The sequence below is a fragment of the Microbulbifer sp. CAU 1566 genome (assembly GCF_023156515.1).
Lineage (GTDB): Bacteria > Pseudomonadota > Gammaproteobacteria > Pseudomonadales > Cellvibrionaceae > Microbulbifer.
This window is the reverse complement of sequence record NZ_JALNMG010000001.1, coordinates 1,147,682-1,165,643: the sequence shown is the minus strand read 5'-3', so window position 1 is coordinate 1,165,643 and position 17,962 is coordinate 1,147,682. Positions and strand designations below refer to the sequence as shown.

15 protein-coding genes are annotated in these 17,962 nt (G+C 59.3%); 5 read left to right on the top strand and 10 right to left on the bottom strand.

The genetic code is table 11. The features are described from left to right. Positions 1–21: 21 nt before the first annotated feature. On the bottom strand, positions 22–570 hold the full coding sequence (locus M0G74_RS04870; protein WP_248215167.1) for a PadR family transcriptional regulator: 549 nt from the start codon (positions 568–570) through the stop codon (positions 22–24). Positions 571–928: 358 nt separating this feature from the next. On the opposite strand from M0G74_RS04870, the gene alaE reads away from it, so the two are divergent. From alaE to M0G74_RS04850, 4 genes are all read left to right on the top strand, one after another. Further along, positions 929–1,501 carry an L-alanine exporter AlaE gene (alaE, locus tag M0G74_RS04865; protein WP_248215165.1) on the top strand — a complete coding sequence of 191 codons (573 nt, stop codon included), beginning with the start codon at positions 929–931 and terminating at the stop codon, positions 1,499–1,501. 39 nt (positions 1,502–1,540) lie between these two features. Beyond that, positions 1,541–2,248 (top strand): aspartate/glutamate racemase family protein, encoded by a 708-nt coding sequence (locus M0G74_RS04860; protein WP_236250543.1) that lies wholly within the window; start codon positions 1,541–1,543, stop codon positions 2,246–2,248. 296 nt (positions 2,249–2,544) lie between these two features. Next, positions 2,545–4,014, top strand: coding sequence for a hypothetical protein (locus M0G74_RS04855; RefSeq protein ID WP_248215163.1), 1,470 nt, complete (start codon positions 2,545–2,547; stop codon positions 4,012–4,014). A gap of 122 nt (positions 4,015–4,136) precedes the next feature. Then, a complete protein-coding gene (locus M0G74_RS04850) occupies positions 4,137–4,490 on the top strand; it encodes a hypothetical protein (RefSeq protein WP_201276906.1) in 354 nt (117 codons plus the stop codon). A gap of 128 nt (positions 4,491–4,618) precedes the next feature. Here the strand turns inward: M0G74_RS04850 and M0G74_RS04845 are convergent, their stop codons facing one another. From M0G74_RS04845 to M0G74_RS04815, 7 genes are all read right to left on the bottom strand, one after another. Further along, complete coding sequence (locus M0G74_RS04845; protein WP_248215162.1) at positions 4,619–5,878, bottom strand: DUF945 family protein; 1,260 nt, start codon at positions 5,876–5,878, stop codon at positions 4,619–4,621. A 77-nt stretch (positions 5,879–5,955) separates the two neighbouring features. Continuing rightward, positions 5,956–6,876 carry a hydroxymethylglutaryl-CoA lyase gene (locus M0G74_RS04840; protein ID WP_248215314.1) on the bottom strand — a complete coding sequence of 307 codons (921 nt, stop codon included), beginning with the start codon at positions 6,874–6,876 and terminating at the stop codon, positions 5,956–5,958. Between the two features lie 2 nt (positions 6,877–6,878). After that, positions 6,879–8,882, bottom strand: a complete 2,004-nt coding sequence (locus M0G74_RS04835) for an acetyl/propionyl/methylcrotonyl-CoA carboxylase subunit alpha (protein ID WP_160152176.1) — start codon at positions 8,880–8,882, stop codon at positions 6,879–6,881. 204 nt (positions 8,883–9,086) lie between these two features. After that, positions 9,087–9,884 (bottom strand): enoyl-CoA hydratase/isomerase family protein, encoded by a 798-nt coding sequence (locus M0G74_RS04830; RefSeq protein WP_248215161.1) that lies wholly within the window; start codon positions 9,882–9,884, stop codon positions 9,087–9,089. Between the two features lie 77 nt (positions 9,885–9,961). Further along, positions 9,962–11,569 (bottom strand): carboxyl transferase domain-containing protein, encoded by a 1,608-nt coding sequence (locus M0G74_RS04825; RefSeq protein ID WP_248215159.1) that lies wholly within the window; start codon positions 11,567–11,569, stop codon positions 9,962–9,964. Positions 11,570–11,745: 176 nt separating this feature from the next. Beyond that, complete coding sequence (locus M0G74_RS04820) at positions 11,746–12,915, bottom strand: isovaleryl-CoA dehydrogenase (protein WP_248215157.1); 1,170 nt, start codon at positions 12,913–12,915, stop codon at positions 11,746–11,748. Positions 12,916–12,960: 45 nt separating this feature from the next. After that, positions 12,961–13,350, bottom strand: a complete 390-nt coding sequence (locus M0G74_RS04815; protein WP_160152180.1) for a MerR family DNA-binding transcriptional regulator — start codon at positions 13,348–13,350, stop codon at positions 12,961–12,963. A gap of 326 nt (positions 13,351–13,676) precedes the next feature. Between M0G74_RS04815 and M0G74_RS04810 the strand changes: the two genes are divergently transcribed. Next, positions 13,677–14,456 (top strand): hypothetical protein, encoded by a 780-nt coding sequence (locus M0G74_RS04810; RefSeq protein ID WP_248215155.1) that lies wholly within the window; start codon positions 13,677–13,679, stop codon positions 14,454–14,456. A 116-nt stretch (positions 14,457–14,572) separates the two neighbouring features. On the opposite strand, the gene hutH is transcribed toward M0G74_RS04810, so the two are convergent. After that, positions 14,573–16,123: a histidine ammonia-lyase gene (gene hutH, locus M0G74_RS04805; protein WP_248215153.1), complete on the bottom strand. Its 1,551-nt coding sequence runs from the start codon at positions 16,121–16,123 to the stop codon at positions 14,573–14,575. A gap of 81 nt (positions 16,124–16,204) precedes the next feature. Continuing rightward, positions 16,205–17,878 carry a urocanate hydratase gene (gene hutU / locus M0G74_RS04800; protein WP_248215152.1) on the bottom strand — a complete coding sequence of 558 codons (1,674 nt, stop codon included), beginning with the start codon at positions 17,876–17,878 and terminating at the stop codon, positions 16,205–16,207. Positions 17,879–17,962: the final 84 nt, after the last annotated feature.

The window sequence follows — 17,962 nt, the reverse complement described above, 5'->3', positions numbered from 1 at the left end:
CCAGTAGCCCTCCAGTAGCCCTCAGTCGCGCGCAATTTCTGCATCCAGCCGTGCCAGCAGCTGTTCCGCCCAGCCAATCCACGCCTTTTCCGTCTCTATACCGAGCAGCAACGGCTGGTGGGATATCCACAGTTTCTGCTGCTGTTCTGGTGGGCGCCGGTAGAAGCGCGCGTTCTGCGCCTCGTAGGTGGCTAGCTTGTCGCGGTGCTCATCGAGGTGGCGCTGCAGTTCTGCGCGCATCTGCGCCGGAGGCAGGTGGTGACCGGCGAACACCTGAATCAGGAAAGGATCGCGGATCTTCTGCGGCGCGGCGGGTTTGGCGGCACAGGCTTCCAGTGCAGCCTGCCCGGCATTCGTCAGGCTGTACACCTTTTTGTCCGGGCGCCCGTCCTGGGGTTCCTCCACACAATCCAGCAGGCCTTCCCCGTGCAGCTTGTGCAGCTCGCGGTACATCTGCTGGTGGCTGGCGCTCCAGAAGTGATTGACGCTGCGCTCGAAGCGGCGCTTCAGGTCGTAGCCACTGCCGGGTTCGATATCCAGCAGGCTCAGTACGGCAAATCTCAGTGACATGGGCGGGGGTACGGGTGGTCGGCTGGTGGTTGAGGGAATAAAAGTCGCCTGAAGTATGCACGACGTTGCATAGGAAGTTGCATAGGCCGGGGCAGTGTACTGCGTATGGCTGGTGTTGGCACTGAATGTCGCTATGAGGAATTGACGGATTTTCGGCCTTTTGTCGGATGGACGTCTTACCTATCTAGTTATATTTAGGATGTTTATTGTGGGTATAACGAAAAATTAATATTGGGGGCCTAGTATTTACGTCTGCGGTGGATATAATCGCCGTCGCCATCAAAAGTGGTTGAATAATATCCAATAGCAGTCGTTCCGGCGGGTTATCCTCCCGTCGAATACCGGGTTTTAAGTCATCATGTCGCCGCAATCCCTGTCTCAAGCCACCGAGGCCATCCCCGTCTCCCCACCGGTACTGGTGCTGGAGGATGAGCAGCTGGTAGAGACAACACAGTCTACCAATACCGAGCTGAACAAGCAGTGCAACCGGCGCACCCGCGGGGACGAATGGCTGCTGGATGTGTTTGCCATGAACAGCTTCTCCTGGGTGATCGCGATCCCCATCGAGCTGTTGCTGGCGGGCATGAGCTGGAGCGAGCATCTGAAGGTCCGCTTGCTGGCGGTGGTATTCAACACCCTGATCGCACGCCCTTTCAGTATCTATCGCAATTGGGTAGTGGCGCGCTTTGGCCGCGGCAGTGGCCTGCACAACTACGCAGTGGATACCTTTGTGTTCCTCAGTTTCCAGCTGCCCCTGTACACCCTGAACATGATTCTTGGCGGTGCCTCCGCGATTGAAATTGCGACCGCGTGTGGCACTTTCGTATTGATTGCCGGTGCCTTGGGCCGCCCCTACGGTTTATACCTCGACTGCCTGCGCCGCCTGTGGCTGAATAGGCGGCCGGCGGCGGACAGCGCCACCGCCGGATAAACAGCGATCGACTCTGGAGGCGGGTTCTCCCGGCTGGCATTGAATAATAAAGATATACAGAACAATGGTATTGAGACCGGTGGCGGCGCCATCGGTGTGATTGCCGGCACCGCGACGGATACCCGCTTCGGGCTCGAATTTCTCGCCGACCGCCAGGTGGCGGGCATTGGCCTCGCCATTTCCGGTTCCCCCCAGGCCCAGACCCAGTTACAGGCCCTGGGGCGCGCCGAGCTGACCAAGCTGCTGATCCAGGCGATTACACGCCTGCAGGCGGCGGGTGCCGGCGCTGCCATGATCTACTGCAACTCCCTGTCCGGGGCGGTGGATATGGTTGCGGTCAGGGCGGCCTCGGCCATCCCGGTCATCTCCCCCCTCGATGTGTACGCCGAGCTCACTCAGCGCTATCGCAACTTCGGCCTGCTGGCGGCCAACTGCCAGAGCTGCGCCAATATCGAGCGCGAAATCCTCGCCGGCAATCCCTCCGCCAAGGTGATTGGTATCGGCAATCTGCAGATTGTGGAGGATATCGAAGACGGTATGCCCGCGGAGATGATCGTCCATCAGCACGCCCTTGACGACCTGGCCGCCGCCCTGGTGAAAAGCGGGGTGCAGATCCTGATCCTCGGGTGCACCCACTTCGACTACTTCTACCGCGAGTTGCTTTCGCACTGCGACGGTATCCGGCTGTTCCTGCCCTCGGAGCGTATGCTGGCGATACTGCAGGAGCGTTTGCCGCAGGCGGCTTGAGTATCCACACTCTTCACGTTTACGTGTCGCATACTTGACCTGAAGGCTCAGGATCAATATAAGTGGCGCCACAGTACAGGTTTCCGTCGCCATTTGGATTTTTGGCGTAAAATAGGCTTGTACGGGCGGGATCTATGCATTATCTAACAACTTGATACATAGTTCTGGCTGATACGTTTTCCCTGTCTGGTGCGTCTTAACGGACAGGTAAGAAACCCGAAATAAATGCAATAAACGCAAACTTCGGGCCGGGTTGCAGGATTAACCCGTCATTTTCAGTGGTTACAAGGATGAGTATGAGTATGACCATGACCTACTGCCATTCGGCGAGTAGCGGCTGCCTCAGTGCCAGCGCAAAACCCGTCGGCGCCCCATTTTCGGGGTCCGCTTCAATTCCCCGATCTTCAGCTCCCCTAAAGGGCCGCGGCCACCAGCTGCTTTGCGCTCTGCTGCTCAGCAATTGCCCGGCAGTGGCACTGGCCTTCCCCGGGGAGGCCCTGCTGCTGGAAAATCGCCTACCGCTGCTGTGGGTGCTGCTGGCGGCAGTTGTCGCCGTCGCCAGCTTTATAGCCCTGGTTTATCTGCGCGCCCAGTTGCAGGCGGCCCAGGAATCCGGTGCCTCCAAGGTGGCGGACCTGCAGGCCGAGAATGCCAAGCTGTTCCGCCAGGTGCAGACGCGGGTGCACGAACTGATGGAGCGGGACAAACTGCTGGACGAAGCAAAAGTCGCGGCGGAACAGCTGCAGGAAGAGCACCGGGATTTTCTGTCGCTCACCGGCCATCGGATGCGCAAACCCCTGGAAACCCTGGTGAGCACCATGAGCCTGCTGGCCCGTGGCGGGGATGAAGAAACCCGGCATCTGGCGGAGGCCGCACTGGGGCAGTGCCGCGCCCTGCGCAGTAATATCGAAGAGGTACAGCGCGCAGGTCAGGGCACGCCTCAGGCCGTGGATGGGCCTTCCATCAGCGCCGCAATCACTTCGGACGATTCCCAGCGGGAGCTGCTGGTGTTGCTGGTGGAAAATGACAGCCACCCGAGCCTGCGCCCGCGCCTGGAGGCCTGCGGGCACAAAGTGCGCCGGGAAACCAACGGTATCGATGGTGCCGAGGCGGCACTCAAAGGCAATTTTGACCTGGTGCTGATCGATGTGCGCCTGCCACTGATCGATGGTGTGGAAACCGCACGCAAGATTCGCGGTGATTACGCCAACGAGAACTTATTGATCTTTGGCATGCTGGACTCGGTTGGAGCGGGCGACAAGGACCGCTATGCCGGCCGCGGATTGAGTGGCGTATTGCCGTCGCAGCCGACCGGTGCCCAGCTGTCGCAGTTACTGAGTTGGGTGGACCAGAAGACCCGCAGCCGCTCCGGTAGCAGTAAGCCGGCCAGGGCCACCAAGGTGTTGAATTCGAGCACCCTGGAGCGCCAGCGCGACACTCTGGGGCACCTGGCCTTTGCCGAGTTACTGGGCGATCGCCTGGCCAACCTGCCGAAAAAGATTACCGCCTTTACCAGTGCGCTCACCGGCCGCCATTGGCTGGACGCCCAGCACCAGGCACAGGTGATTGCTGCCGAGGCAGAAAGTGTCGGCCTGGAGGTGGTCGCCAGCCGTCTCAAGGCGCTGTCTGCGCGTCTGACCATCGATAGTGAGCGGGATTACTGCCGCCACCAGCGTACCGAGGTGCTCGGCCTGATGCGCAATTCAATCCAGCAGCTGAAGGCCTGGCGGGAGAGAAACGTGCATACCGAGTGGGCGCTGCGCTGAGTGAGGCGGGGTTCCATCGCGGTAAAGCGGGTGCCACTCGCGATCAGTCGCGCTGTGGCGTATTTATTACCGGCAACGATTGGATCTACACTTAGCCTTGGTTATTTGACGGGAAGCAGACCATGACAGAGCAGTACCCCACCCCCGCCGCGCAAGAGCGCGAGCGATCCGCGCGCGATATCGCCACCCTGGTGTACCTGATTCAGGCCATCAGTATTTTCACCGCGGTGCCGTTCTTTGTTGCGGTATTGATTAACTACGTCAAGCGCGGGGATGTGCGCGGCACTCTGGCGGAGTCCCATTTCCGCTGGCAGATCCGCACTTTCTGGTACAGCCTGCTGTGGCTGGTCGTGGGCTGGGCCACGGTATGGATTCTGGTGGGGTTTGCGGTCTGGGCCATCAGCTGGGTTTGGCTGGTGTACCGCGTCGTCCGCGGCTGGCTGACCCTGGCGGACAATCGCCCCGCATACGCTTGAGTGAACAAACGAAGCAGTGAGAACGAATTGAGGTAGTGCCGGTAAACGGTGAGAGAAAGCGAGAATTCGGTGAGAGAAAACCGTCGAGCGGCCAATTGGCCGCTCTTTTTTTGCCTGTCGTTTTCGGCTCAGAACTTGCTGGTCATCGCCAGGATAAACAGGTCCGCCGGCAGCGGCTGGCCGTTGACTACGAGATTGCCGCGATCCAGTTGCAGATGCATGCTCAGCTCGCCGTTGTTGCTCTTGAGCAGGCCGTACTGTTTGAGGGTGCTGGCCTGTAATACCAGCGGCGACTGCATCAGTGCCTGCTCGGCGGCGTTGATATTGGCGCTGCCGGTGAGGGCGTCCAGCCAGAAGAGCTTGTCGTTCTGAACCTGCCGGCTTCTCGGCATGCCTTTCCAGTCCACATCCAGCTGCAATTGCATGGGGCCGTTGGCGGTTTCGATATCCAGCTGTTGTTGCATCTGCAGCGGGCGGTCGAACACCTGCGGCCAGCTGCGCTGGGCGGACGGGGTCAGCAGCAGGCTGTAGAGGTAGTGGTGCAGGTCGTCGTAGCCGATGGCGGGCAGGTTGATCTGCTGGGTCAGGGCGCTGGCCGGGGTGGCGGACTGGATCTCCGGCAGCTCGACCCGGGTTTGCACCTTCAGGGTACGCGCGGCCACCAGTTCACCACTGTAATCGAGTTCCGCATTGCGCAGTTCCAGCGGGCCGGAATCGTTGTTGGCGCGCACCAGCGGCAGGGTCAGGTGCAGTTTGCCGGCGCCATTGGGATCCAGTTCGAAACTGCCGGTGGCAGATTCGAGGTACAGGGCCTCGCGGTGGCCGTCCATGCGCACAAACTCGCCCAGCGCCAGGTAGCTGTCCTGCTGTTTGCCCTGGTAGTCGGTGACTATCTGGATCTGGGCACCCTTGAACTGGATCTGCTGATCGCCTTCGTTGCGCTCGATGGGCAGCAGGTGCAGGGTGTTGGTGACCCGGTTGTTGGTACCCACAAGGGTTTCCACCAGCAGCGGGCTGTCTTCCAGTTCTGTGCCCAGGGGGCCGTAATAGGCCTCCAGCTGGCGGCGCAGCGCCGGCTCCAGCTGCTTACCGGTAAAACGTGTCTCACCGTAGATAACCCCGATGCGCGGGCCGCTGTGGGTAAACAGCACCGGACCGTGCTGGATGGCTGTATAAGCTTCGGTGGCGCCGTCCTTGCCCTTCAACAGGGTCAGTGCTTCGGCGCCAAACCAGCCGCGCTGGTAGCCCGTCAGCTCGATATTGGGCTGGTTGCCCAGTTGCTGTTGCAGTGTCTCCTCGACCTTGGGGCCGATCAGGCGGGGCGCAATCACGGCCGCCAGCAACAGCAGGGAAGAAAAGGCGATCAGAATAAAACGTAAGGCTTTCATGCGATCAAAATTCAGGCGTTTGTGTCGAAGCGCCTGATGTTAGCAGATCGCGATGAATCCCGTGACCGCTATTCGCCTCAATCGCCCTCGACGGTGCCGCAGTCACCGCTCATGGCGCGGGCGACTTTGGAGCCGCTTTCACGGCCGAGCGCGCGGGAAATAAAGTTGCCGGCCTTCGCCAGGCGCGCAAGGTCGACACCGGTATGGATACCGAGGCCGTCGAGCATATACAGCACGTCTTCACTGGCCACATTGCCGGAAGCGCCCTTGGCATAGGGACAGCCGCCGAGACCGGCCACCGCCGAGTCGACCACGCTGATCCCGACCTGAAGTGCCGCGTAGATATTTGCCAGCGCCTGGCCGTAGGTATCGTGGAAGTGCACCGCGAGCTTTTCCAGGGGTACCTGCCGGGCGACGGTCTCAATCATGTACCGGGCTTTTTCCGGGGTGCCGACACCGATGGTGTCGCCGAGACTGATCTCGTAGCAGCCCATCTCCAGCAGCGCGCGGCTCACTTCCGCCACCTTTTCTGCGGGGATGTCGCCCTCGTAAGGGCAGCCCAGTACACAGGACACATAACCGCGCACCGGAATACCGTCGGCGCGGGCCTGCTCCACCAGCGGGCGGAAACGCTCCAGGCTTTCTTCGATGGAGCAGTTGATATTCTTGCGGGTGAAGCTTTCCGAGGCGGCGCCAAACACGGCCACTTCATCGGCACCGGCGTCCCGTGCGCGCTCGTAACCCACCATGTTGGGGGTGAGTGCGCTGTAAGTGATCCCGGGCTTGCGCTGGATACCCGCCAGCACTTCTTCACTGGCCGCCATCTGCGGTACCCATTTGGGGCTGACAAAGCTGCCGGCCTCGATCACCTGCAAGCCGCTCTCGCTCAGCAGATTGATCAGCTGGACCCGGGTGTCCACCGAGATGGGCTGCTTTTCATTCTGCAGGCCGTCACGGGGACCCACTTCGACGATTTTGACGCGATCCGGAAATAGCATCATCAGGCCTCCGCACTCTCTGCCGCAAAGTCGATCAGCAGGCTGCCGCCGTCTACCAGTTCACCGGCGGCGCAGAAGAACTGCTGTACCTGGCCCTTGGCCGGGGCGCGCAAGGTGTGTTCCATTTTCATCGCTTCCATCACCAGCAGCGGCTGGTCTTTTTCCACTTCAGTACCGGGCTCTACCAACAGTGCGACGATGGTGCCATTCATGGGCGCCTCAAGTCCGTGGGCGGCGTCTGCACTCTCGCCGATATCCGCCGGCAATACTTTGAAGTCCACCTGCTCGCCATTGATAAAGACCGTGCCCTGGTCGCCGCTGCTGACACTGGTGTAGCTCAGTCGGCGGCCGTCGAGAATGGCGATGTTCTTGCCGTGCGGGGTGACGACTTCACCCGCCTGAGTATCCAGTGCGGCGCTGCAACGCCACTGAAGTTTTTCGTCGCTGCCGGCGAAGTGGATTTCGACTTCCTGGCCATGAATTTCTACCCGCTGGCTGCGCCAGACCGTGAGGCCATTGCGCCAGTTGTTGCCGCTATGCCAAGGGGAAAAGGGGTCGGCTTTGGGGGCACTGCGATGCAGCGCGCGGGTTTCGTTGTGATGCAAAAACGCGGCGATGGCGGCGCACTGTTGGGAGCGCAGTTGCCGCTCCTGTTGCAGGATTTCCTGCTCATAGTCTTCGATAAAGTGGGTGTTCACCCGGCCGTTAACAAAGGCGGTGTGATTGATCACCCGGCGCAGGAATTCGATATTGTGGCGCAGGCCGGCAATCTGGTACTGCTGCAGGGCGCGGTCGAGTTTGGTCAGGGCCTCGCGGCGATTGCGACCGTGCACGATGAGCTTGGAGATCATCGGGTCGTAGTGCACGCTGATTTCATCGCCGGTCTGCACGCCGGTATCCACGCGCACGGACTGGCTGGCCGCCGGGGGCTGGTGCCGCAGCAATTTGCCGGTGGCTGGCAGGAAGTCGTTGTCGGGGTCTTCCGCGTAGATGCGCACTTCAAAGGCGTGGCCGACAATGCTCAGGTCGTCCTGTTCCAGTGGCAGCGGATCGCCGCCGGCGACCGCGAGCTGCCAGGCCACCAGGTCCTGGCCGGTGATCATTTCGGTCACCGGGTGCTCCACCTGCAGGCGGGTGTTCATTTCCATAAAGTAGAAGGCACCGCTGGCGTCGAGCAGGAATTCCACGGTGCCGGCGCCCACATAGCCGATGGCGTGGGCGGCGCGCAGGGCGGCTTCACCCATTTTTTTGCGGGTTTCTGCGGGCAGGCCGGGGGCGGGTGCTTCTTCCACGACTTTCTGGTGGCGGCGCTGTACGGAACAGTCCCGTTCAAACAGGTAAACCCCTTTGCCCTGTTTGTCGCAGAACACCTGGATTTCCACGTGACGCGGATTGACCACGTAGCGCTCGATCAGCATCAAATCGTCGTTGAAGGCGTTGCTGGCTTCCCGTTTGGCGGCTTCCAGAGCCGCGTGGAAGTCGTTGGCCTTGTCGACCCGGCGCATGCCTTTACCGCCGCCACCGGCCGCGGCTTTGAGCAGCACTGGGTAGCCGATGCGGTTGGCGTGGCCTTCTAGAATACCGGGGTCCTGGTTCTGGCCGTGGTAGCCGGGAACCAGCGGGACCTGGGCTTCTTCCATAATGCGCTTGGCGGCGGATTTGGAACCCATGGCGTCGATGGCGGCGGCGGGTGGGCCGACGAAGATGATGCCGGCTTCTTCGCAGGCGCGGCAGAAGGGGGCGTTTTCCGAGAGGAAGCCGTAGCCGGGGTGTATGGCGTCGGCGCCGGTGGCTTTGGCGGCGGCGATGACTTTGTCGCTGTCCAGGTAGGATTCTTTGGCGGGCGCGGGGCCGAGATAAACGGCTTCGTCGGCCTGCTGGACGTGCAGGGCGTTGGCGTCTGCGTCGGAATAGACCGCTACGGTGGCGACGCCGAGGCGGCGCGCGGTGCGGATAATACGACAGGCAATTTCGCCGCGGTTGGCGATCAGCAGTTTGCGAATCATAGCTGGGCTCTATAGTGCTTTGTTCTAGCGCTGTGGCGACCGGTCACCGGGTGGGAGTTTTCAGGACCGCTGTAAATACATCCCTGTACGCTTCGTCGGCAACATCCCTGTTGCCGACGATCCTGAAAACTCCCACCCGGCGCCCGGTCTTCTATTCAAATTTCAGATCTTCATAAGCCTTGTGCTGACTTAGTGCTGACTTACTTACTCTTCGCTGGTGTTCATCCAGCTGGGGGCGCGTTTCTCGAGGAACGCACTCAATCCTTCCTGTCCTTCCGGAGAAACCCGTACTGCAGCAATCAGTGCGCTGGTCTGTCCCTGAAGTTCTTCATTGATGACCCGGTTCGACATGGACATGGCCAGTTGCTTGGCCATGGTGACGGCGTTGGGGCCGTTGTCGGTAATGCAGTTCACCAGCTTCTGTACGGTCAGGTCCAGATCGCCATCGGCGACGACTTCGGAGACCAGTCCCATATCTTTGGCGCGTTCTGCCGAGAAGCGTTCGGCGGTGACGAAGTAGCGACGGGCCTGGCGTGCGCCGATGGCGTTGATCACGTAGGGGCTGATGGTGGCGGGCAGCAGGCCGATTTTTACTTCGCTGAGGCAGAAGCTGGCGCGCTCGGCGGCGACGGCGATGTCGCAGCAGCTGACCAGGCCTACGGCTCCGCCAAACGCGGCGCCCTGAACGCGGGCGATGGTCGGGGCCGGGAATTGGTCGAGTTTGTGCAGCATTGCGGCGAGTGCGGCGGCGTCTTGCCGGTTTTGTTCTTCGCTGTAGTCCGCCATCCGCTTCATCCAGTTGAGGTCGGCGCCGGCGGAGAAGCTTTTGCCGTTGGAGGCGAGAATCAATGCGCGCACGCCGCCACTGCGGGCGAGGTTGTCGAAGGTTTCGCCCAGCTGGCGAATCAGGTCGTCATCGAAGGCGTTGTGGATTTCCGGACGGTTGAGGGTAACCGTGGCAACGCCTTCGCTATCGATTTCGCACAGCATTTTTTCGCTCATGTTCTTTCCTTAACTCTCGAATTCTCGTGAACTTTCTTGGATACGTGGTTGGCCGGTTCGAAACACCGGCCAACATACTACATCCGGAAAATTCCGAATTTTGTTTCTTCCGGCTCTTTGTGCGTGGCGGCGGCGAGGCAAAGCCCCAGTACCGTGCGGGTATCTTTCGGGTCGATCACGCCGTCATCCCACAGGCGCGCAGAGGCGTAGTAGGGATGCCCCTGGTGCTCGTAGTCGTCGATGATGGGTTGCTTGAACCTGGCGATGTCTTCCTCGCTCCAGTTATCACCCTGCGCTGCCATCTGGTCTTTCTTTACCTGCGCGAGTACACCCGCCGCCTGCTCACCGCCCATTACCGAGATGCGCGCGTTGGGCCACATGAACAGGAAGTTAGGATCATAGGCGCGGCCACACATGCCGTAGTTACCGGCACCGAAAGAACCGCCGATCAGGATGGTGATCTTCGGCACTTTCGCGGTAGCGACTGCCGTGACCATCTTGGCACCGTGCTTGGCAATACCGCCGGCCTCGTACTGCTTGCCCACCATGAAACCCGTGATGTTCTGCAGGAATACCAACGGAATATTGCGCTGTGCACACAGCTCAATAAAGTGCGCGCCTTTTTGTGCGCTCTCCGCAAACAGAATACCGTTGTTGGCGACAATACCCACCGGGTAGCCATGGATGCGGGCAAAGCCGGTCACCAGAGTGGTGCCGTACATCGCCTTGAATTCATCAAACTCGGAGCCGTCGACAACCCGTGCAATAATCTCGCGCACATCAAACGGCTGGCGTGAATCCTTGGGCACAATCCCGTAGATTTCTTCCGGCGGATAAATTGGCTCGATCGGCTTCTGAATATCCAGACCCGGATTTTTTACCCGGTTCAGGCGTGACACGGAATTGCGCGCAATCTGTAGCGCGTGGGTATCGTTATTGGCAAAGTGGTCGGAAACCCCGGATGTCTTGCAGTGCACCTCGGCACCACCCAGCTCCTCCGCGGGAACCTCTTCGCCGGTAGCCGCTTTCACCAGCGGCGGACCCGCCAGGAAAATCGTCGCCTGCTCCTTCACCATGATCGACTCATCCGCCATCGCCGGCACATAAGCACCGCCGGCAGTACAGCTGCCCATCACCACCGCAATCTGCGGAATATTTTTGGCAGACAGATTCGCCTGATTGAAGAAGATACGACCGAAGTGTTCGCGATCCGGGAATACATCATCCTGGCGCGGCAGGTTGGCACCGCCGGAATCCACCAGATAAATACACGGCAGATTGTTCTGCTCGGCAATGGTTTGAGCACGCAGGTGCTTCTTCACCGTCAGCGGATAATAGGTGCCGCCTTTTACCGTTGCATCGTTCGCCACAATCACGCAGGGCTGGCCCGCTACGGTGCCGATACCGGTGAGAATTCCCGCGGCGGGTACGTCTTCGCCATAAACGTCATAGGCGGCCAGCTGGGAAAATTCCAGGAACGGACTGCCCGGATCAAGCAGGGCATCGATACGGTCGCGGGGTAGCAATTTACCGCGCGAAACATGTTTCTCCCGCGCGCGCTCACTGCCGCCTTTGGCGATGGTTTCCAGCTTGCTCCGCAGGTCATCGACGATGGATTGCATCTGCTCGCGGTTTTCCGCAAACGCTGGATCGCGGGAATTAATCTTGCTCTGAATCTGATTCATAAATAATGCGAGGCCAATTCGTAGTCAGAACCTGAACGCGAAGGTGCTGATGCCGGTACGGGTTTGCCAGACCTTCTAAAACAGGGATGTTTTAGAAGAGCCCCCATGGATGGGTTCACGGTGTGTCTGGCAAACCCGTACCGGCAGCAGCGCCGCCACTGAAATAATTAAAGAACTTAGCGAGTCTCGTTGAACAGCTCACGCCCGATCAGCATGCGACGAATCTCAGAAGTGCCAGCACCGATCTCGTAAAGCTTGGCATCGCGCAACAGGCGACCGGTCGCGTATTCGTTGATATAGCCGTTACCGCCCAGTGTCTGAATCGCCTGCAGTGCCATTTGCGTCGCACGCTCCGCAGTAAACAGGATCACCGCCGCAGAATCCTTGCGCGAGTCCTCACCGCGATCACAAGCACGGGCAACCGCGTACAGATACGCGCGGCTCGCATTCAGGTCCGTATACATATCCGCAACCTTGCCCTGCATCAGCTGGAACTCACCAATCGCCTTACCGAACTGCTTGCGCTCGTGCAGGTAAGGCACAACGATATCCAGGCACGCCTGCATGATGCCCACCGGGCCACCGGACAGGATCGTCCGCTCGTAATCCAGACCGCTCATCAACACGCGCACACCGCCATTCAGCTGGCCCAGAATGTTTTCTTCCGGTACCTCGCAGTCCTGAAACACCAGCTCACAGGTGTTGGAACCGCGCATGCCCAGCTTATCCAGCTTTTGCGCCTGCGAGAAACCCTTGAAGCCGCGCTCAACAATAAACGCCGTAATACCGCCGGAGCTGATGCCCGGCTCAGTGCGCGCATAGATCACGTAAGTGTCTGCGTCAGGACCGTTAGTGATCCACATCTTGTTGCCGTTCAGGATAAAACGGTCACCCTTCTTCTCCGCCTTCAGCTGCAGGCTCACCACATCGGAACCGGAATTCGGTTCGCTCATCGCCAGAGCGCCGATATGCTCACCGGAACACAGCTTCGGCAGATATTTTGCCTTCTGCTCCGGGGTACCATTCTTGCGAATCTGGTTCACACACAGGTTGGAGTGGGCACCGTACGACAGGCCGACGGAGGCGGACGCGCGGGAAATTTCCTCCATCGCCACCGCGTGGGCCAGGTAACCCATGTTGGTACCGCCGTACTCCTCTTCCACGGTCATCCCCAGCAAGCCCAGCTCGCCAAACTTCTTCCACATATCGGCGGGAAACAGGTTGTCCTCATCAATCTGCGCCGCGCGCGGGGCCAGTTCTGCCTGGCAGAACTTGTAGACCATGTCGCGCAGCATATCGATGTCTTCACCGAGGCCGAAGTTGAGCGTGGGGTAAGGTGTATTCATGGTAGCTCCGCTATGAGTCAGTCAGAGGTTGTATTCAGTGGTTTATCAGTCGGTCTGTTCGGCCAGCGCCGCTTTGGTGCGCGCCGTGGCATCGTCCAGCTGCGCGAGCATCTTCTCGATGTCCCGCTGCTGTTGCCGTAACTGCTGGCGCTTGCTGTCGATACGTTCGAGGAGTCGGTTGAGCTGCTCGACATTGCCTTTGCCCGGGTCGTACATGTCGATGATTTCCCGGCTCTCATCCAGCGAGAAGCCAAGACGTTTGCCGCGCAGGATCAATTTCAGGCGCACCCGGTCTTCCGGGGTGTAAACCCGCGTCTGCCCGCGCCGCTCGGGGCTCAGGAGTCCCTTGTCTTCATAGAAGCGGATGGTGCGAGTGGTGATCCCGAATTCCTGGGCCAGCTCGGAGATGCTGTAGCTGGTGGTGCCTGTCGTCATGTTGGGGCGCTCATTGGCCGTTCCTCAGATGTGCCAGAAGTCTAGTTGACGTTTACGTTAACGTAAACTTCAATCTGGGCCAAATAGTGACTAGTTTCCTCAAGATGGTTTCGGGATAGTGACTTAAATGAGCCTTGAAACGGGTGGAGTGCCTTCCTGTCTTATTGAAGCGACGGTATAGAGAGCAAGGAAGTGCCGATGTCTGAGCATCATCAGAGTTTTGTGGGAGCTGGCGTCAAGTTGGCGGCGAGCTGTCAGGTAGGAGTTATATAGGAGGTAAGCCATGAAAAATTAAGTCTGCCCACTCGGAACCCGGGAAAATAACAATGTGTCGTCTGCTTCTTGTATTACTTTTATCGTTGTCTGGACCCAGCGGTATTGCTGAACCAACCTCTCAATTAACTAACCCTCTTGCGTACTTCGAAGCCACCTTTGTATTTCTGGATGACGCCTCAGAAATTGATTGCTCGCAAGATCGGGAGCTCAAAGTACGTCAGAGAGACTCTCTGGTTGGAAAAAATCTTGGCAATGCAGAAGTGATGCGCTCTTTGCAGCGGTTTGGGCTACATAAACTGGATGATGGTGGGTACGAGGCGGATATCGAGAATTTTCCAGACTGGCTGGCGATGAGCGATCTGATCTCCGTTTTATCCCGAAAAAGTATCTTAGAATCTGCTAAGCAAGACTTGCATCGCCTTGGTGTTTCCAATATGGCAATTTCAGTTTTGCAAGATATGCCTCCGTGGGAAAGTCAGCAGCTCTTCAGGCTTAAAGCATCGCTGTTGTTCCTAAAAAATAATAAAGAAAAGTATCGCGCTGTTAGTGAACGCAGTGGGAATGATTTCCTGTGGGCAGAGGAATTTTTGGCTGAGTGGAACAAGGCTACGGACATCGGGGGTTTCGAATTGATTGAGCCTATTTGTAGGGCGTTACCGGTAACAGATCGTAAGATAATTTTTGACTATATGGCCGAAAATTTTGGCAAAAAAGCGTTTTATGGATCATCGGCATCAAGTTCGGACTTGAGAGAAATCGCCGAACAATATATCAGTGGGAAGTGGGAAGAGAGTATCGAGCAGGAAATGGAACAACGGAGAATGAAGTAACTGAGCAGATTTTCAGCCTGTTTATACACCTCTGCAGTTGATTGTCTGGGGTGGGGCTTGAATGCCGGCGGAAGAGTCTCCGCCGGTATTCAGAAAAGGTGAGTTAAGAGCGCGGATTACTGATTACTCGGCAGCATTTCTACCGCCAGGTATTCCCGGTAATAAGCGCTCGCCAGCAGCTGCTTGGCTTCCTCGATATCCGGCGCGAAATAGCGGTCCTTGTCATAGAAGGGCACGCGTTCGCGCAGGGCGGCCTTGGCGCTTTCCAGTTTCTCGGTAGTCTTCAGTGGTGCACGGAAGTCGAGGCCCTGGCAGGCGGCCAGCAGTTCCACGGCGAGAATGCCGCAGGTGTTGTCGGCCATATCCCGCAGGCGGCGACCGGCGAAGGTGGCCATGGACACGTGGTCTTCCTGGTTGGCGGAGGTCGGCAGGGAGTCGACGCTCGCCGGGTGGGCAAAGGTCTTGTTCTCGCTGGCCAGCGCCGCGGAAGTCACCTGGGCAATCATAAAGCCGGAGTTAACCCCGCCATTGTCCACCAGGAACGGCGGCAGGCCGGACAGGTTGGAGTCGATCAGCAGTGCCATGCGGCGCTCGGACAGGGAGCCAATTTCCGCAATTGCCAGGGCCAGGTTGTCGGCGACCATCGCTACCGGTTCCGCATGGAAGTTGCCACCGGAAATGATGTCGGAGTTTTCCGGGTTTTCCTCGTCGGTGAAGACCAGCGGGTTGTCGGAAACGCCGTTGGCTTCCGCCAGCAACACTTCAGACGCAAAGCGGATCTGCTGCAGGCAGGCACCCATTACCTGGGGCTGGCAGCGCAGGGAATAGGGATCCTGCACCTTTTCGCAATCTTCGTGAGACTCACCGATTTCACTGTGGTCACCCAGCAGGTCGCGGTAGCTCGCGGCAACATCGCGCTGGGCTACCTGGCCGCGTGCAGCGTGAATGCGATCGTCGAATGGGCGGCGGGAGCCCTTGGCGGCTTCCAGGGTCAGTGCGCCGGTTACCACGGCTCCGGCGAACAGGTCTTCCGCGCTGAACATACCCTGCAGGGCAAAAGCGGTGGAGGCCTGGGTGCCGTTCAACAGTGCCAGACCTTCCTTCGGCGCCAGCACCAGCGGACGCATTTCCGCAAAGCGCAGGCCTTCGGATGCCGGCTTACGCTCGCCATTGATAAAGCATTCGCCCTCACCCAGCAGTACCACGCTCATATGTGCCAGCGGTGCCAGGTCGCCGGAGGCGCCCACGGAACCTTTTTCCGGGATCGCCGGGTAGACACCGGCGTTGACCAGTTTGATCAGGGCCTGAATCACTTCCAGGCGGATGCCGGAAAAACCGCGGGCGAGTGAGTTGATCTTCAACACCATCAGCAGGCGCACAGTGTCTTCACTCATGAAGTTGCCGGTGCCGGCGGCATGGGAGAGCACGATGGCGCGCTGCAGGGTTTCCAGGTCTTTCTTTTCAATGCGGGTGTTGGCCAGCAGGCCGAAACCGGTGTTGATGCCGTAGACGGTGCGGCCCTGTTCCAGAACGTCGGCGACGGTTTTGGCGGAGGCTTCGATGGCTCCGTGAGCGTCGCTGTTCAGGCTCAGTTTTACCGGTTCGCGGGCGACGCGGCGCAGTTGTTCCAGGCTCAGTTGGCCGGGGGTGATTTCCAGTTGGTACATAACGCTTTCTACCGAAAATAGTGTTGATGTTCGCTGTGCCGGTGCTTTGGGCACAGCGAATGAATTTAACAAGACTGCGAATTAATCCTTGAGCATCGGCAGGTCTAGGCCCTGCTCACGTGCGCAGTTTTTCGCAATCTCGTAGCCGGCATCCGCGTGACGCATTACGCCGGTAGCCGGGTCGTTCCACAGGACGCGCTCGATGCGTTTCTTCGCGGCCTCGGTACCGTCACATACGATCACCACACCGGAGTGCTGGGAGAAGCCCATGCCGACGCCGCCGCCGTGGTGCAGGGATACCCAGGTAGCGCCGCTGGCGGTATTCAGCAGGGCATTCAGCAGCGGCCAGTCGGAGACGGCATCGGAGCCGTCCATCATGGATTCGGTTTCGCGGTTAGGGCTGGCAACGGAGCCGGAGTCGAGGTGGTCGCGGCCGATCACCACCGGTGCTTCCAGTTCACCATTCGCCACCATTTCGTTGAACGCCAGCGCCAGACGCGCGCGGTCTTTCAGACCAACCCAGCAGATGCGCGCGGGCAGGCCCTGGAACTGGATGCGCTCGCGCGCCATGTCCAGCCAGTTGTGCAGCTGCGGGTTGTCCGGGATCAGTTCTTTTACCTTGGCGTCGGTCTTGTAGATGTCTTCCGGGTTACCGGACAGTGCCGCCCAGCGGAAGGGACCAATGCCTTCGCAGAACAGCGGGCGGATGTAGGCCGGTACGAAGCCGGGGAAGTCGAACGCATTCTCTACGCCCACTTCGAAGGCCATCTGGCGGATGTTATTGCCGTAGTCGAGAGTGGCGGCGCCGCGTTCTTGCAGAGCGAGCATGGCCTGTACCTGGATGCCCATGGATTTCTTGGCTTCTTTCACCACCAGCGCTTCGTCGGCTTTGCGCATCTCGGCTGCGTATTCCATGGTCCAGCCTTGCGGCAGGTAGCCGTTCAGCGGATCGTGAGCGGAGGTCTGGTCGGTAACGCAGTCCGGTAAAATACCGCGATCGACAATTTCCGGGAATACGTCGGCGGCGTTGCCGAGCAGGCCGACGGAGATGGCCTCATTGTTTTCCATGGCTTCGTTGATCATCGCCAGGGCTTCGTCGAGGCTGGTGGCTTTCTTGTCCACGTAGCCGGTGCGCAGGCGGAAGTCGATGCGGGTTTCGTCGCACTCGACGGCGATCATGCAGAAGCCGGCCATGGTGGCGGCGAGGGGCTGGGCGCCGCCCATGCCGCCGAGGCCACCGGTCAGTACCCATTTGCCTTTGGCTTCACCGTCGAAGTGCTTGCGTGCAACCGCGGCGAAAGTTTCGTAGGTGCCCTGGACGATGCCCTGGGAGCCGATGTAGATCCAGGAGCCGGCGGTCATCTGGCCGTACATGGCGAGGCCTTTTTTATCCAGCTCGTTGAAGTGTTCCCAGTTGGCCCAGTGCGGGACCAGGTTGGAGTTGGCGATCAGTACGCGGGGGGCGTCGGCGTGGGTTTTGAATACGCCGACGGGTTTGCCGGATTGGACCAATAAAGTTTCGTCGTCCTCCAAACGCTGCAGTACTTCGACGATTTTGTCGTAGCACTCCCAGTCGCGTGCGGCGCGGCCGATGCCGCCGTAGACAACGAGATCTTCCGGGCGTTCGGCGACGTCGGGGTGCAGGTTGTTCATCAGCATGCGCAGGGGGGCTTCGGTGAGCCAGCTTTTTGCGTTGAGCTTGGTGCCGGTGGGGGCGGCGATTTTACGGCTGGGGTCGTGGCGTTTATCGGTCATGGTTGCCTCGTTTTTTTCCAAATTCTTGGTTTGAAATTAGGTTCTGTGGGTTTTTGGCCCGGCGTTTCGATTTGGTGCTGTGGC

Excerpts from the sequence above, each read along its gene's own strand:
- M0G74_RS04870 (WP_248215167.1), bottom strand. The coding sequence starts at position 570 with ATGTCACTGAGATTTGCCGTACTGAGCCTGCTGGATATCGAACCCGGC.
- alaE (WP_248215165.1), top strand. The coding sequence starts at position 929 with ATGTCGCCGCAATCCCTGTCTCAAGCCACCGAGGCCATCCCCGTCTCC.
- M0G74_RS04855 (WP_248215163.1), top strand. The coding sequence starts at position 2,545 with ATGAGTATGACCATGACCTACTGCCATTCGGCGAGTAGCGGCTGCCTC.
- M0G74_RS04850 (WP_201276906.1), top strand. The coding sequence starts at position 4,137 with ATGACAGAGCAGTACCCCACCCCCGCCGCGCAAGAGCGCGAGCGATCC.
- M0G74_RS04845 (WP_248215162.1), bottom strand. The coding sequence starts at position 5,878 with ATGAAAGCCTTACGTTTTATTCTGATCGCCTTTTCTTCCCTGCTGTTG.
- M0G74_RS04840 (WP_248215314.1), bottom strand. The coding sequence starts at position 6,876 with ATGCTATTTCCGGATCGCGTCAAAATCGTCGAAGTGGGTCCCCGTGAC.
- M0G74_RS04835 (WP_160152176.1), bottom strand. The coding sequence starts at position 8,882 with ATGATTCGCAAACTGCTGATCGCCAACCGCGGCGAAATTGCCTGTCGT.
- M0G74_RS04830 (WP_248215161.1), bottom strand. The coding sequence starts at position 9,884 with ATGAGCGAAAAAATGCTGTGCGAAATCGATAGCGAAGGCGTTGCCACG.
- M0G74_RS04825 (WP_248215159.1), bottom strand. The coding sequence starts at position 11,569 with ATGAATCAGATTCAGAGCAAGATTAATTCCCGCGATCCAGCGTTTGCG.
- M0G74_RS04820 (WP_248215157.1), bottom strand. The coding sequence starts at position 12,915 with ATGAATACACCTTACCCCACGCTCAACTTCGGCCTCGGTGAAGACATC.
- M0G74_RS04815 (WP_160152180.1), bottom strand. The coding sequence starts at position 13,350 with ATGACGACAGGCACCACCAGCTACAGCATCTCCGAGCTGGCCCAGGAA.
- M0G74_RS04810 (WP_248215155.1), top strand. The coding sequence starts at position 13,677 with ATGTGTCGTCTGCTTCTTGTATTACTTTTATCGTTGTCTGGACCCAGC.
- hutH (WP_248215153.1), bottom strand. The coding sequence starts at position 16,123 with ATGTACCAACTGGAAATCACCCCCGGCCAACTGAGCCTGGAACAACTG.
- hutU (WP_248215152.1), bottom strand. The coding sequence starts at position 17,878 with ATGACCGATAAACGCCACGACCCCAGCCGTAAAATCGCCGCCCCCACC.